General features: G+C 62.9%; 14 protein-coding genes. 7 read left to right on the plus strand and 7 right to left on the minus strand.

Annotation, left to right across the window (positions count from 1 at the left end; translation table 11 throughout):
• Positions 1-663: 663 nt before the first annotated feature.
• Genes BRAS3843_RS03025 through BRAS3843_RS03035 form a run of 3 tightly spaced genes read left to right on the plus strand, consistent with a single transcriptional unit; the run spans position 664 to position 1,831 of the window.
• Positions 664-939: a type II toxin-antitoxin system ParD family antitoxin gene (locus BRAS3843_RS03025; protein ID WP_008967238.1), complete on the plus strand. Its 276-nt coding sequence runs from the start codon at positions 664-666 to the stop codon at positions 937-939.
• 3 nt (positions 940-942) lie between these two features.
• Positions 943-1,245: a type II toxin-antitoxin system RelE/ParE family toxin gene (locus tag BRAS3843_RS03030; protein ID WP_008967239.1), complete on the plus strand. Its 303-nt coding sequence runs from the start codon at positions 943-945 to the stop codon at positions 1,243-1,245.
• A gap of 37 nt (positions 1,246-1,282) precedes the next feature.
• Positions 1,283-1,831: a GNAT family N-acetyltransferase gene (locus BRAS3843_RS03035; RefSeq protein ID WP_035980674.1), complete on the plus strand. Its 549-nt coding sequence runs from the start codon at positions 1,283-1,285 to the stop codon at positions 1,829-1,831.
• A gap of 185 nt (positions 1,832-2,016) precedes the next feature.
• On the opposite strand, the gene BRAS3843_RS03040 is transcribed toward BRAS3843_RS03035, so the two are convergent.
• Positions 2,017-2,328 carry a hypothetical protein gene (locus BRAS3843_RS03040; RefSeq protein ID WP_008967241.1) on the minus strand — a complete coding sequence of 104 codons (312 nt, stop codon included), beginning with the start codon at positions 2,326-2,328 and terminating at the stop codon, positions 2,017-2,019.
• Between the two features lie 354 nt (positions 2,329-2,682).
• On the opposite strand from BRAS3843_RS03040, the gene BRAS3843_RS03045 reads away from it, so the two are divergent.
• Positions 2,683-2,925 carry a hypothetical protein gene (locus BRAS3843_RS03045; RefSeq protein WP_008967242.1) on the plus strand — a complete coding sequence of 81 codons (243 nt, stop codon included), beginning with the start codon at positions 2,683-2,685 and terminating at the stop codon, positions 2,923-2,925.
• 349 nt (positions 2,926-3,274) lie between these two features.
• Entirely contained in the window at positions 3,275-4,495 is a 1,221-nt protein-coding gene (locus tag BRAS3843_RS03050; RefSeq protein ID WP_244425105.1) for an alpha/beta hydrolase-fold protein, read from the plus strand.
• Between the two features lie 77 nt (positions 4,496-4,572).
• On the opposite strand, the gene BRAS3843_RS03055 is transcribed toward BRAS3843_RS03050, so the two are convergent.
• The gene (locus tag BRAS3843_RS03055) at positions 4,573-6,801 is read right to left on the minus strand and encodes a tetratricopeptide repeat protein (protein ID WP_008967244.1); all 2,229 of its coding nucleotides are present in this window, start codon (positions 6,799-6,801) and stop codon (positions 4,573-4,575) included.
• 359 nt (positions 6,802-7,160) lie between these two features.
• Here BRAS3843_RS03055 and BRAS3843_RS03060 point away from each other — a divergent pair, with 359 nt between their 5' ends.
• The gene (locus BRAS3843_RS03060) at positions 7,161-7,388 is read left to right on the plus strand and encodes a hypothetical protein (RefSeq protein WP_008967246.1); all 228 of its coding nucleotides are present in this window, start codon (positions 7,161-7,163) and stop codon (positions 7,386-7,388) included.
• Positions 7,389-7,780: 392 nt separating this feature from the next.
• Here the strand turns inward: BRAS3843_RS03060 and BRAS3843_RS03065 are convergent, their stop codons facing one another.
• From BRAS3843_RS03065 to BRAS3843_RS03075, 3 genes are all read right to left on the minus strand, one after another.
• Positions 7,781-8,980 carry a hypothetical protein gene (locus tag BRAS3843_RS03065; RefSeq protein WP_008967247.1) on the minus strand — a complete coding sequence of 400 codons (1,200 nt, stop codon included), beginning with the start codon at positions 8,978-8,980 and terminating at the stop codon, positions 7,781-7,783.
• A gap of 665 nt (positions 8,981-9,645) precedes the next feature.
• The gene (locus BRAS3843_RS03070; protein ID WP_008967248.1) at positions 9,646-10,809 is read right to left on the minus strand and encodes a TAXI family TRAP transporter solute-binding subunit; all 1,164 of its coding nucleotides are present in this window, start codon (positions 10,807-10,809) and stop codon (positions 9,646-9,648) included.
• Positions 10,810-11,442: 633 nt separating this feature from the next.
• Positions 11,443-11,964: a hypothetical protein gene (locus BRAS3843_RS03075; RefSeq protein WP_008967249.1), complete on the minus strand. Its 522-nt coding sequence runs from the start codon at positions 11,962-11,964 to the stop codon at positions 11,443-11,445.
• Between the two features lie 554 nt (positions 11,965-12,518).
• Here BRAS3843_RS03075 and BRAS3843_RS42475 point away from each other — a divergent pair.
• The gene (locus BRAS3843_RS42475; protein WP_008967250.1) at positions 12,519-12,647 is read left to right on the plus strand and encodes a hypothetical protein; all 129 of its coding nucleotides are present in this window, start codon (positions 12,519-12,521) and stop codon (positions 12,645-12,647) included.
• A gap of 172 nt (positions 12,648-12,819) precedes the next feature.
• On the opposite strand, the gene BRAS3843_RS03085 is transcribed toward BRAS3843_RS42475, so the two are convergent.
• Both BRAS3843_RS03085 and BRAS3843_RS03090 read right to left on the minus strand, forming a co-directional pair.
• Positions 12,820-13,122 carry a copper-binding protein gene (locus BRAS3843_RS03085; RefSeq protein WP_008967251.1) on the minus strand — a complete coding sequence of 101 codons (303 nt, stop codon included), beginning with the start codon at positions 13,120-13,122 and terminating at the stop codon, positions 12,820-12,822.
• 33 nt (positions 13,123-13,155) lie between these two features.
• On the minus strand, positions 13,156-13,614 hold the full coding sequence (locus BRAS3843_RS03090) for a cupredoxin family protein (RefSeq protein ID WP_008967252.1): 459 nt from the start codon (positions 13,612-13,614) through the stop codon (positions 13,156-13,158).
• Between the last annotated feature and the right edge of the window lie 42 nt (positions 13,615-13,656).

The raw sequence follows: 13,656 nt of genomic DNA on the forward strand, positions 1-13,656 counted from the left end.
AAGGCCGGGTGCCGTCCGCACCCATGGCCCGCCTGCATCAAAAAAGCAGGCGGCAGTCACCACAGGTACGAGCCGGATCATCCGGCCTTCCCTGCGCGAATGGCTTTACGGCTTATACGTGGTCTCCCCGGGGACCGGCTTGATTGCCCCCGTCGCTTCGCAGATCGTCGTCCGCAAAGCTTGGCCTCAGCACCGGGAGGCCAGGACCGCACGATTTCGCCGTGCGCAACGGATCGTTCGTCGGCGCGACATCAGCCACGCTGCGACCCACTGCGCCCATCGCATCCCCTTCCCACGTCTCGTGACGATCGCGATACGCCCCTCCGGTGGAAGCGGGATGGGTGTAGGAAACCATGATTTCTGAAAAATCGAAACAGGAATATTTTTGGGCGAAGATCTGGACAGGGCAAATCAGCTTGATGGCGCAAGCGAAATTGGCTTTTCAGCGCGGGTGATTTCGACGGTTCTGGCGCACGCGGCCCTCGTCGCTTCAAAGAATCGAACAACCGATTTGCCGGTCGGGTCGGCCTTCGCGCGCAATGCCCAACGTCCTCTCCGCCGTCACGGCCGCGCCGGTTGCGGCCATCCACGTCTTCAGATCAATTCGTCCTGTATGACACTGTCATACCCTGTGATATAAGGACTCCAAAAGGAAGGCGCCACATGCGTACCAGCAAGCCCATCACTGTCACGCTCGGCCCGCAGCTCGCAAGCCTCGAGGCGCGCCTGAAGTCTGGCGAATACGCCTCGGCCAGCGAGGTCATGCGCGCGGCCCTGCGCGCCCTCGACCGCCAGGATGCCGCGCTCGACGACTACCTGCGCGCCAAGGTGCAAGCCTCGGTCAAGGACCCGCGCCCCAGCGTTCCGGCCGCCGAAGTTTTCAAGCGCCTCCGGGCTCGCCACGCGAGGACCATGAAAGCGGCCAAGCGGGGCACTTGAAGCGTGGCGTTCAAGGTCGTATTTCGGCCGGAAGCGGAGGCCGATCTCATTGGCCTCTACGAATACATCGCGGAGCGGTCGGGTCACAATATCGCTGGCGATTTCATCGACCGCATCGAGGAAGCCTGCATGGCGCTCGCCACGTTTCCGAAGCGCGGCACACGCCGGGACGATGTCCTGCCCGGCCTTCGCACAATCGGCTTTGAGCGCAGAGTCACGATCGCTTTCCGGGTCTTGAAAGACCAGGTGGAGATTGTCACCGTCGCCTATGCGGGCCGGAATTTCGAGGACGACTTGAAAGAATAGGCAATTCGTCGACGGCCTGAAAAGGCATGAGGTGAATATGACTGCGGTCGAGATAGCTCCTCGTTCTCTGCAGACGGAGCGCCTTTTTCTTCGCCCGACATGCAGCTCTGATGCTGGTCGGGCCTTCGATATTCAATCGGACTGGGAAGTCGCGCGCATGCTGCGTACGAGCTCGTTTCCCCCAAGTCGAGAGGAGGTTGGTGCGTGGTTCGCAGATCATGTGCGTCAATGGAAGTCCGGCGAAGCGTACAGATTTGCCGTCGAGCTTGAAGGGCAAATGATCGGGATGGCTTATTTGGACGCGATCGCTGATCGTGAAGCGAATTTGGGTTACTGGTTCGATCGTGCGCATTGGCGCCGAGGGTACGCCTTCGAAGCGGCTCAGGCTCTTATCCTCTTTGCCTTCAATCACGCTCTTCTTCTTAAGCTCAGAGCGGGACACGCATACGACAATCCAGCGTCTGGACGAGTTCTGGCCAAGCTCGGCTTCAATCCCCTTGACGTGGTCCAGCGCGATTCTCTGTCGCGAGGCGAGACGATAAAGCAGCACCGTTATGTGCTGGAGACAGATGTCGAATTGCGGTGACGGCGCAGTCAATCAAACGGGATCGTGAGCCTGTCAGGATAAGCCGCGGGCTCTGCGATGCCTGATGGCTGCGCCGCCTCATCGGGCATTAAGTGCAGTGTCACCGTGGCTGCAGGCCTAACCGCCGCTTTTCCACATTCGTCACATAACGGCGGATTATGCGAATGCTAATCCGTCCTCCGCGCTCATTTCTTCTTTTTCTTCTTCCCTGCGGCGCCGGCCTGCTTGACGCCCTTGGCGTGCCGATCGCCCTTCGCCCCGGACTTGTTCGGCTTTGTCAGGCTATCGTGATTTCCCTGATGATCGCGGCCAGTCAGTTGTTTCCTCGCGGCTGCCTTGGCTTTCCCTGCCTGGGCAGCTTTGATCTTGTCTTGTTTGCTGGCCTTGGCGGCCTCGGCCGGAACAGCTGTCATGGCCACCATCGTCAGACTGAGGGCGGCGGCGAGCAGTCGGCATATGTTCCTCATCGCGGTGCGGGGAGGCTCGACTTCAGACATCCGTTTTCCTTCGCAGTTATCCAGAGCTGAAGCATCGAGGTCTGCGAAGGCGTAAGTTTGTTCCAAATACTATGCAGGACTGTCTCAAAATCGTTCGGTCTATGTCATAGCGTTGCGAATCGTCAGGATCTTGGCCTGACGCCGTAAGCCTTCGTCCGTTCAGGTCGGCATTGATGATTCTATGCCGGCGCGCCGCTATTCCAAGTGGCCGTGCAACAACGGATTACGCTGACGCCAATCTGCCCTACGAGCTGATCATTTTCTCGCTGCCAGCTCCCTCCAGAGCGTTGCCAATCAGGTGGATTGGGAGCACGGTGTCTGCAAAGCGCATAGACGCAGGCAGGGAGGGAAGACATGAAGGAGCCGGGTCTGGATGGTCGTCACCGGGACAAGGATGGCGAGATCAGCAGGAAGCACGGCAACACCCTGATCGGCACACTGCGCAAGATCTACGGAAAGCCGTTCGCGGCCGGCTATCCGGATACGGCAAAACTCAGCGAAGTCTTGTCTCAGTTGAATGAGACATCGCTGAGCCAATTGCGCCGAGATCACAGTACTGGCCATCTCGAGCACAAGATCAGCCAAGCATCGAAATAGCCGACCGAGGGTCCGCATCGGAGCACCTCGTAGCGCCTGGAGACAGCGCGCAGCGTGATCGCGGCCCAGCCGTGTGGCATGTGCATTGGCTGATTACGCCGACGCTCATCCGCCCTGCGAGTTACGAGCCGAAGTCGGAAGCTCATCGCATTGACCACCCGTCGGCGGCTCGACATAATCCCGGTCAAGGCTTGCGCATAAGAACGCCGGAACGGGAAGAAACATGAAAAGCGCCCAGACGGTCCTTGCGGGAATATTGATCACCGCCGCGTTGCTCGTGACAGCTAGCCGAACTCAGGCGCAACAAGTTCAGACGCCACAGGCACAGACGCCGTGCGTCACGCAAAACATGATCGTGCCACCCGGCGCGAACACCACCGACAAGGACAAGCCGTTCTTCATCGACACCACCGGGCTCGACTTCTCGACCAAGCCGCCGACACGCGACCCGAAAAATCCGAACTATCCGAAAGCCGCCGAGCTTCCGGACGGCAGCTTGCCGCCGGCCGGGGCGGAAGGGAACTTCGTCATCGGACCGACCCATGCGGCCGCGCCTGAGACGATCGCGAAGGAGGGGGTGCCGAAAGGGACCGTCGTCTCCTTCTCGATGTCATCGGCCGACAGCGTGATCTACAATCCCGGCCTGATCCGCGACGACGTGGCGGGGTGCACGAACTCGTCGATCATGATCACGACCACGGCGCCGGGCGACAAATCGAACATGGTCGTCACCACCAGTCATCCCGGCACCTGGACCCGCAGGGTCGAGGTCTATGTGCCGGCGAATATCGCGCCGGGCACCGAGCTGCCATTCATCGTACTGGGTGATGGCGGGTCGGCCGCCTGGAAGGACATGAACACCGTGCTCGACAATCTGATCCACGAGCGGCGCGTGCCGCCGATGGTGTCGATCCAGATCGGCAATGGCGGGCAGGATGCGCAAGGCGCGCAGCGCGGCCGGGAATACGACACGGTCTCCGAGACCTATTCGCAGTTCGTGCAGCGCGAGGTGCTGCCGCGCGTCGAGCGAGAAGCCGGTGTGAAACTGACAGACGATCCCGAGGGGCGCGCGACAATGGGCTTAAGCTCCAGCGGCGCCGCGGCCTTCATCATGGCGTGGTTCAATCCCGATCTTTATCACCGCGTGCTGGCCTATTCACCGACCATGGTGAACCAGCAATGGCCGCAGAATCCCGCGTTGCGCGGCGGCGCCTGGGAATTCCATTCGCCATGGACGGGCCCCGCCACGCCCAATCTCACCGTGAAGGACGGCAAGCTGGTGCCGTCAGAAGCGCCGGGTTCGCCGCTGATCCCGAGCGCGCCGGTGAAGCCGATCCGCTACTGGTTCGAGATGGGCGACCAGGACCTGTTCTATCCCAACCCGATCATCCCCGATGGCATGCACGACTGGACGCTCTCGGCCGAGCTGATGGCGAAAGTGCTGGCCGAGAAGGGCTACCACTATCAGTTCCTGTTCGTGCGGAACGCCAAACACGTCGACAGGCCCACCATCGCGCAGACGCTGCCCTCCGCGCTGGAATGGCTGTGGAAGGGCTATCCGATTCCGTGAGGAGACGCGTTCGTCGCGAGACGCCAGCGCGACGAAGCCACCGGCGCTGTCGTTACGTCATCACCGCGCGGCCCGAGTCAGCCGCGCGCGGCCGCCGCACAATAATCGCGCCAGAACTGCCGGTAGCCGGCTTCGACCTGTTGGGTGTAGAGCACGACGTCGCCGGCCGGCCTGCGGGCGATGAAGTCCGGCAGCTCGGCCCGCAGCTGCTCCAGCTGATCCGGCTGTGAGGCAAATCGCTTGGCAATCGCGACATAACCGTCGTCATCATCGGCGACCCAGTCGTCGAGACCGATGGCTCTGAGGATGCCGCCGGCCATCCGCGACGCCGCGCCACGGCCGAGCTTGGCGACAACAGGCACGCCCATGTAAAGCGCTTCCCAGGTCGAGACGCCGCCGTTCTGCGGAAATGGATCGAGCGCGATGTCGATTTGCGCGAAGGCGCGCAGATGGTCATGGCGCTCGCTGCCGCCCAGGCAGATGACGCGCCCGTCCGGCACGCCATGGGCCAGGAAGCGGGCAAGCAGCATGTCGCGCACCATCGGATCGGACAGCGCAATGTCCTTGACGATCAACTGCGCGCCGTCGATCTCGCGCAGCAGCCTGCACCATAGCGCAAGCGCAGAGTCCGAGATCTTGCTGACCCGGTTGAAGACGCCGAAGGTGACATGGCCGTTGGCGCGCATCGGCAGCGCGGACGGCTTCAGGCCGACGATCGGATCGATTGTGATCACCGAGGGAAGATCGTAGACGGTTTCCGCGAACAGGGGCCGCGCCTCTTGCGGGATCGAAACGGGGTCCGCGAAGATGTAATCCATCGTGGCGAGTCCGGTCCCGGTGCCGTTGCCCCAGGCCGTGACCTGCACCGGCGCCGGCTTGCGCGCGAACACGTTCAAGCGGTTGCCCGTCGTATGCCCCGAGAGGTCGACCAGGATATCGACGCCGTCGGCCTGGATGCGATCCGCCAGTTCGTCGTCCGACAGGGCGGCAGCATCGACCCAGACATCGGCCAGCGACCGGAAGGTTTCAGTGAAGGAGTCGCGCGCCGCCGACGATGCGTAGCAGTTGACCTGAAAGCGCGTCTTGTCGTGGTTGCGAAGCACCGGCAGGAAGGCGAAGGCCGCCGAATGCATCCTGAAGTCGGACGAGACATAGCCGATCACGATGCGCTTGTTCGGGTCGAGCGGTCGCGCTGCAAGGCTCCGCCGCGGGAATTTGCAGCCATAGGCGTCCCACCAGGCGCGGCGCGTGGCCTGCTGGACCGCGAAATCGGATTCGGGAACAAAGTCCTGATAGAAGATCTTCTTCGAGATCGCCTCGGCGTAGTCCGGCCTGATCTCGAGCGCGGAATCGAATTGCTGGATCGCACCGGCAGGGTCGCCAAGTCGCCCGAGGCACGCGCCGCGCAAGGTGAGGCCGACTTCAGACCTGGGATTTTGCTCCAGCAGCTTGTTGCAGGCGGCGATCGCCTGCGCCAGGTTGCCGTTCAGAATGCTGAGCTCCGTCTTGCCCTGCCATCCCGACATCAGCGTGCGGTCGAGCGCGAGCGCCGCGTCATAATCCGCTTCGGCCTCGGCTCTCCGGTCCATCAGCAGATGGAGCCGCCCGCGGTGGGCCAATAACTCCGCATTGTCCGGCCTGATCGCAAGCGCTGCGTTGAATGCCGCCTCGGCGATCGCGAAGTGCCGCAGCTCGAGCTGCGCCTGCCCCTTGTTGATCAGCGCTTCGACGTGGCCCGGCCGCAACGCAAGCGCGCGCTCGGAACTGGCGGCCGCGGCGTCCCAGTGTCCCAGCATCAATTCCGCCACCGCACGATTGCTCCAGGCGTCGGCATCGTCGGGCTTGAGCTGAATGGCGCGGGTGAAGGCTACGAGCGCAGGCTCCGGCAGCTTCAGGTGCAGCAGGGTGTCGGCAAGATTGCGTTGCGCCGTGGGGAAATTCGGCTGCAGCGCGACCGCTTTTTGCAAATGCCTGCGCGCGTCGTCATAGCGTCCGAGGTGGAGCAGCGCGAAGCCCAGATTGGATTGCGCCTCGGCCGAGCGCGGGTCGAGCGCCACAGCGCGTTCGAGCCACGGGAGCCCTTCCGCAAACCGCCCGCCATGGACGATCGATACCCCGAGGATGTGGAGGGCCTCGAAGCAATTCGGCTGCTCCTGCAGCAGCTCCCGGCACAGCGATTGCGCGTCCGCTTGCCGTCCCTCGCGATAGGCGGTGAACGCCGCCGCCAGCAGGGTCTCGGCCTGCTTCTTCAGCTTCTTTTGCTGCCTGGCGTTCTGGAAGGCGCGGGATCCGACGTTGCTGCCCAAGGCTCGTTCTCCAAGGAGTTCTTGTAAGTTCACGCGGCCCTGGGGGGCTGACTGACGATCTTCCGAACGTCTCTTTCGGCATGCCCCGCCTTCAGCCCGGCAAGATTTAGCCATTGCATGGTTAGCGGTTGGTTAATGGTGAAGGCCTATGGCGTGGCAGCGCACCACCACGCGTGCCCGCCGCGGTGATCGCAACCGGTCCGAACGGGAGCGGCTTGTCGTTATTACAACCTGAAGATGTTGTCGACGGAGAGATCCGAGCCGGCCTTTTCGCGGGCCGTGTCGAAGCTCTCGCTGTTTGACATATGAGTGCCATACCTCGCGGTTAGGAACCAAACGAGATGATGGCGAGGAGCAACATGGCCGACAACGATCTTGAAACTCTCATGAGTGCGCGCACGGTGCTGGTCGAGGTGCGCCAGAATTGGATCAAAGCCATTGCAGCCGGCTATAAGCAGGGTGAGACGGAGACCGCGATCAAGAGTCTCCTCGACGTCCAGCAAGCCCTTGATGTGGTCGATCACGTGACCGAAGAGCTTGAGGAGCTCGAAGAACTCGAGGAGCTCGCCGAGGCCGAGGACGAGTGATCAAGCGGCGCTCCGGCAGCGCGGGGCTGGGCAGCTTCAGTCGTCACCCGCGTTGCTCGCCCCGACCTGTTTCGGCCAAGGCCTCGGACGCTCACGGCCGGGCTCGCCACTGAGCTGCTGAAGGGGCCTTACGGGTCTGCAGCGAGAGCCGGTTCTCTCCTCGCCGCGAACGTGACTATGGCGCTCGGCGCAGCTTGGGTCGCGACGTGCAGGCACGGCCGGGCGAACCCCGCGAGGGCGCGTGAGATCGGTTATCAGTGAGTTATCAGTGAAGTGCGTTGTTGAATGCACGGTGACCGCCACTCGGGCGGTCACCCGTCTTCGGCATTGGTGCGCACGCGCCAAGGATCAACCAAGGATCAACCAAGGATCAGCCAAAAATCAACCAAGGATCATTTGTCTCGGCGTCCATTGGCCGACGCGAGCGCATCGAGCTGACGCTGCGCTTCCGGCGCTCCCCACTCCCGAGCCCTCTGATACCACGACCGCGACAGCGCCAAATCGGTGGCGGCATCGGCGGCGCTTGACTGGTGCGACACGGTCGGATCATAGGTCTGCGCCAGTGCATAGGCCGCGCGCGGATCATGCGCATCGCTGGCTCGAAGCAACAGAGCCCGCGCGCCCTTCACGTTGCCCATCGCGAGCATCTCCTGCGCGCGCCGGATCAGGCTGCCGACCTCATCAGTGACGGGAGTGACGGCGGGGGTCTTCGCCGTTTCCGTGGCTGCTGTTTCCGTGCCCGCCGGCGCCGCCGTGGCGGGCTCCGGAGTCGCCGGCGGCGCAGCGGCCACAGGCGCAGCAGGAGGCACGGCAACCGGAGCAGCCGGGATATCGGCAGCCACCGGCGCAGGCGGTGGAGGCGCCTTCCATCCCAATTGCACCACGGCCGAGACCGAGGCAGCCCCGTCTGCGCCCCGCAACTCGGCCAGGAGCTTGACCTCGCCGGCAAAGTCCGCCGGTGGCGTCACGACGACGTCTGTGGCGGCCTCTGCCGGAACGCGCCACTCGCCCGGGCTCGTCTGTGTGCCGGATGTGAGCCGCGACCCGATCGGGAGACCTTTGACGGTGACGGTCGACCCCGGCTCGGCCTTGTCGATGGTGACCCCGAGCTCGAGCGGCTCGTTGATCGCTCCGCTTTGATTGCGAACGACCAATGTCGGCGGCGGGCGGCGCGGCGCCGCGGTGAACAGCCGCGCCGAGGACCAACCGTGTTGTTCGGAGGTCGACTGCGCTAGCGGAAACAGAACGGTATAGGCCAGCGCGACCGCGGCTGCGCCGACGGTTGCGATCGCAAAAGTCGCCAGGCTTGGGCCTGATCTGCCGCGATTCAGCATGGATGCTTTCAACTGTTCGGCTTCCATCTGCTGCCGCAGCGCGGCGGCAACGGCGGTGCTAAAGGCGTCGGATGTGTCGCCGGGGCGCGTTTCGTTGGTCCCCACGACGCGCAGGTGCGGCGCCGGCTCATCGGTCCGGCGTTGCAGTGACGCGCCGTCATCCTCAGGCGGCACCGTCGATGCGCTTCTGGCGTCCGATCCCGGTGGCGCATAGTAGGCAAGGCTGTTGGGATCGTGGTTGTGCCTGATGTCATTCACGCTAAACCCCCGCTCACGCTGAACTCCCCCTCGCTTTCGATTTGGCGACAGCGTGCGTTCACCTTTCGCTCACGCCGGCCATTTTTCACGTGTGTGGCGCATCTGACATTCGCTCCGGCATCACCGGCGCAGTCCCAAGCGAATGTCAGACAAGGCCACACTCGAATCCTGATTTTGCTAGTATCCCTCAGTTCTGACATTCGTAGACGCGCGCGCCGCGATGGTACGAACGTCAGAACCGAGACACCAGCGAACCCACGCATGCCAACGACCCGGCCGCGCTTCCTCACCGAGGCACGAGCGCATTGCTCATCCCTCCACGCCGATACCATCGGAATATCTCTTTCCGATCTCCGCGGCACGACGTGGTAGCTGCCGATGCGCATCCGCTCTTCGCCTCACAGTCCCGGCGGTATTATGGTCGAAATCTTCGTCCAAAGTGAGGGCGGGTCAAGCCGACGTCCAAAAAAATCCATAATCAAAAGAGAGTAGCTGTCCCATATGCTACTTATGCGTGTCTTCGCTTGAGGCGAATTTCGAAACGCGAGACCAGGCCGCGCAGGTATTCGCGGCATTCCAGGCCGTCTTGGCAATTCCTGCCGCGCTTGGCAGGAGGCTGGTGGTCTTGACAGGAGCACTGCAGCGTCGCCTCACATCGGTCCGACCTACGGCGCGGGCTGGCTGCCGTCCCGCTTCATCCAGCCGCGGAATTGCTTGAACAACGCCATGGCGTCTTCGTCGCTTATGCGCTGGCCGGTCTTTGCCGCCCTGACTTTGATCCACTCGTCGAACTGCTGTTTGACGGCGCGGTCCCCCTCCGCCGGAGCGATCTCCGCCAGCAACTCGTCGGCGGCGCGAAAACGCGTCCAGCCGGGGACCGTGGAAGCGAGATTGATCTCGTTCCACTTCGGATGAAATGGCGGCTGCCTGAACTGGTCGAACCGCTTGAAGAAATATTCCACGAAGCGGGCGACGCGGCGATATCGCTCGCTCTCGGGAGGCCAGTTGTAGACGGCCAGCACCTGCGGCACGCCGACCGTCTCGATGCTCTGGCCGGGCTGGAGCAGATTGGGATAGTCGAGTGACGTCAGTGCGGTCGGCACATAATAGTCCTGCAAAGCCCGCGTATACGGCACCGGCAGGAAGTGGAAGCCCGGCTCCGGCTTGAACTTGGCGAACAGGTCCGTCGGCGCGCCGGTGACGTGCACCACGCCGGCGATCTCGCCGGTCCGCATCTTCTCGAGCGCGATCGAATTGTTGATGAACACCTTCTCCGCGTTGATGTGAAGGCGGTCGAAGATGATGCCGCCGGTCAGGTTCGCCGCACTCCCCGGCGTGTTGAAGCTGACCTTCTTGCCCGCAAGATCCTCGAGCGTCTTGATCTCAGGACGGACATAGACATGCATCTCGTTGATGTAGAACGAGCAGATGTACCGGATCCGGTTCTTGATGTTGGCGAGGGTGCCGTTGCGCGCGAACTCGTCGAGCACGTCGGCGGACGTGATCGTGATGTCGACGCCCTTGAGGTAGAGCAGGTCTTCGATATTGCCCAGCGCCCCGTAGGTGACCATCGGCAGCACCCGCAGGTTCGGCCGGTCGTCGAGCACCTTGGCCATTTCGGCGGCGAACCGGATGTTGGTGCCTTCCAGCAAGCCGCCGGCGAGGCCGACCGTCCATTCGTTGGACTCCTGGAGCTTGCTGCCTTCGCCGACGGAAGTGGCCGTGGTCGGACGCCCTCCCTTTATGGCCTGCGCGGCCGCCGGCGCGACGGACGCGACCGCCATGCCCAATCCTGCCGCAAGCAAGCCCATCACCATCGCTGCCCGCATGGCTGATCCCCCTGGCTTGGCCGCGCGCTCGCCGTCTGGCGCGGCTTCTCGTGCCACTATGTCAGAGGTCCTCGGAGCCGGCTACCACTCGCGGGTGGTGGTGATGCGCAGAGCCCCATGCGCAAGACCGCGGCCAAAAAGCCACGGCCACATTTGCCGCTGACGGTTCGGTCTCAACATTCGGAACTCATCCGGGTGTCACGTCTGCGCATGTGGCGGGCAGGGACTACCAGCTAACTGATTGATGTGAGTGGAAGCTTTGGATTTGACGTTCGCAGCTCGATAGTCCGGCGGGCAACTGGCGAATGCCATGTCCGCTCTGCTGTCGGCCGATGCGGCGACGGACGATGGTGTCAGGCGCCCCTCGCCCCGGCCGTCAGGGACGGCCGCGCCGCGGCCGCCATGCGGAATACAGCCATCGGTTGTAGGCAGGGGAGTGGCGGATCGGCGGCGGGGACCTAGAATTCAACGCATTCTCGACCGGCCGATGGCACCGACGTTCATCCGCCTGTCACGAACCCCGATCGCAGCCGGCAGCGTGCGCCGCCTGTGCGGCAGCCTCGTAAGCCTGCCGGAATTCCTCCGAGGCCGGGGCGAAGCGCCGCTTGGCGTCGGCCTGCTGCATCGCCGAATTCAGTTCGAAGCAGCGAGCCGTCGCGCCCATGGGCTGTCATCGTTGCTGATGATGATGAAATCCTGGGGGAAGCTCGCGATGTAGCTGACATTGAAGATGTCGCCCTGCTGCGGATAATAGACGCCATTGGCCGGCGGATAGACGTTGAAATCCGCATCCGTAAAGCTTGTCTCGACGGTCTTGGCGTCAGCCGTCCTGATCAGCACGTTGTGGCCCATCACGCGCTGGTCGTTGTAGGAGTTGCCGGTGTCATACGAGCCGGTCACCGTCGCCTGACCCTGCATGCCGTAACGGTGGATGAAGTTGGCGGACAGCTCCGTGCCATAGATGAGGTTGCCGACGCCAAGCACGACCCCGAGCGGGATCGGGATCAGCGTGCGAAACCGCGCCTGGCCATCCGCGCGCGGGCGGAACGGCGGCACGATCTGCGCGCCCAGACCTAAGAAGATGCAGGCGAACAAGACGAGAAAGCGCGACTGCGCCAGGTCGTAGAGAACGTGGAGGAGCGTGTCGGTCAGCATATCAGGCTCAATCGAAGGAAAGCCTCTCTATGCCTGATCGACAACGGCGATTTGACGACAGACAGTTATCGGCTCCGCTCAGGCCCCAGCCGCGCGCCGCACCGCCAGCGTGACGCCGGCCCAGTCGATGTCATCGCCTTCGATCGCAATCGCAGCGCGTGGCACCGCCGAGACAGGTGCGGGCGGCTCGTAAACTTTTCTTGAAATGTGAAATCGCCCACAGTCGCGCGAGCCGGCTGCGACGACCTATGCGCATATTGACCCGATTGCGGAGCCTATCCGATGGCACAGGCGTCATTTTCACTAAGGGCCGCCACTTCGGCCCGAACCGCTTCCCAAGCCACTCCGAAACGTCCAGGCTTTTTCAAATTTCTATCGGCAATGTTGCACCATTCGCGGCGGCTGCAGGCCGAACGCATTCTGAGACAACACGCGCATCTGTTTGAGAAGTCCGGTGAAGAGCTTGATCTGACGAAGTTGAGGGATCGTTGATGCCAACCCGTGTGAGAGCGGAGCGCAAGGCTTCCATTCAGCTCCCGGCCCTGAGTGAGAATATGCTGCTGGTCATGATTGTGGCCGGCTTTTGCGTCCTCCACATCCTGACCGCTGTTTACCTGATGCCGCGATCAGCGTCGGCGGATGCAACGCCACCGTCTGAAACCGCCGAGGCGATGTTCGACTAGCGGGTCACGCGCGCATTCCGGGACATTCCGGCCTTCGCTGTCGGCGCGAAGTCGGCGTCTAACGCCGACTTCGTCGCCTTGCGCCCCGGAATGGTCCTGCAGAGGGCGACTGCGTCAATGACGCAGTCAGACGAACCCGTCCACGGTCTGTAGCCTCGCGAATGACAGCGCGCTACTTGCTCTTCTGCAGCTTGGTCACCGTGTAGCCCGAGGCCTCTTGCGCGGCCTCGAACGTCACCTTGTCACCGACCTTCACTGTCTTGAGCACAGCAGGGTCCTTGACGCGGTAGACCATCGTCATTGGCTCGTCCATGCCGAGGCTCTTAGCCGGGCCGTGCTTCAACGTGATCTTGCCTGCGGCCTCGTCGATCTTCTTCACTTCGCCGCTGATGTCGGCGTCCCCGGCCATTGCCGCAGTCAGCGTGAGCGCCGAGGTCAGGGCCGCCGCGGCGGCAATCCGGAAAAATCGCGTCATGTCGTGGTCTCCTTGCTTGGTTGAGTTTGTCCGTTACTTGACGGTGACGTGGCCGGTCATGCCGTAGTCGCGATGGTCGGGGATCAGGCAGGAATATTCGAATGTTCCGGCCTTGGTGAATTTCCATACGATCTCGGCGGTCTTGTTCGGCGCCAGCCGCACGCCGTTCGGCTCGTCGTGCTCCATGTTCGGAAATTTCTTCATCACCGCCGCATGCTTCAGGTTCTCCTCGGTGGTGGCGAGCAGGAATTCGTGATCCTCCTTGCCGGTGTTGCGAAGCACGAAGCGGATCTGCTCGCCGCGCTTCACTTCGATGCGCGCCGGGGTGAATTCCATCTCGCTCAACAGCACCTCGATGGTGCGCGCCGGCTGCTTGGGATCGCCGGGCTCGCCGGCGGAATAGCCGTGCGCGCCATGGTGCTCATGGCCGAGCGCCGGCGCCGTGGCGATCAGGGCGGCGGCCAGCGCGCCGATCGCGATCGAAATCTTCATCCTAGGTCTCCTGTTGGTTGGGTGTTGCTCGGGTCCGACGGA

It is taken from the genome of Bradyrhizobium sp. STM 3843 (assembly GCF_000239815.1).
Taxonomy (GTDB): Bacteria; Pseudomonadota; Alphaproteobacteria; order Rhizobiales; family Xanthobacteraceae; genus Bradyrhizobium.

Excerpts from the sequence above, each read along its gene's own strand:
- BRAS3843_RS42475 (WP_008967250.1), top strand. The coding sequence starts at position 12,519 with ATGCTGCTGGTCATGATTGTGGCCGGCTTTTGCGTCCTCCACATCCTG.
- BRAS3843_RS03070 (WP_008967248.1), bottom strand. The coding sequence starts at position 10,809 with ATGCGGGCAGCGATGGTGATGGGCTTGCTTGCGGCAGGATTGGGCATG.
- BRAS3843_RS03060 (WP_008967246.1), top strand. The coding sequence starts at position 7,161 with ATGGCCGACAACGATCTTGAAACTCTCATGAGTGCGCGCACGGTGCTG.
- BRAS3843_RS03035 (WP_035980674.1), top strand. The coding sequence starts at position 1,283 with ATGACTGCGGTCGAGATAGCTCCTCGTTCTCTGCAGACGGAGCGCCTT.
- BRAS3843_RS03085 (WP_008967251.1), bottom strand. The coding sequence starts at position 13,122 with ATGACGCGATTTTTCCGGATTGCCGCCGCGGCGGCCCTGACCTCGGCG.
- BRAS3843_RS03090 (WP_008967252.1), bottom strand. The coding sequence starts at position 13,614 with ATGAAGATTTCGATCGCGATCGGCGCGCTGGCCGCCGCCCTGATCGCC.
- BRAS3843_RS03075 (WP_008967249.1), bottom strand. The coding sequence starts at position 11,964 with ATGCTGACCGACACGCTCCTCCACGTTCTCTACGACCTGGCGCAGTCG.
- BRAS3843_RS03050 (WP_244425105.1), top strand. The coding sequence starts at position 3,275 with ATGATCGTGCCACCCGGCGCGAACACCACCGACAAGGACAAGCCGTTC.
- BRAS3843_RS03045 (WP_008967242.1), top strand. The coding sequence starts at position 2,683 with ATGAAGGAGCCGGGTCTGGATGGTCGTCACCGGGACAAGGATGGCGAG.
- BRAS3843_RS03040 (WP_008967241.1), bottom strand. The coding sequence starts at position 2,328 with ATGTCTGAAGTCGAGCCTCCCCGCACCGCGATGAGGAACATATGCCGA.
- BRAS3843_RS03025 (WP_008967238.1), top strand. The coding sequence starts at position 664 with ATGCGTACCAGCAAGCCCATCACTGTCACGCTCGGCCCGCAGCTCGCA.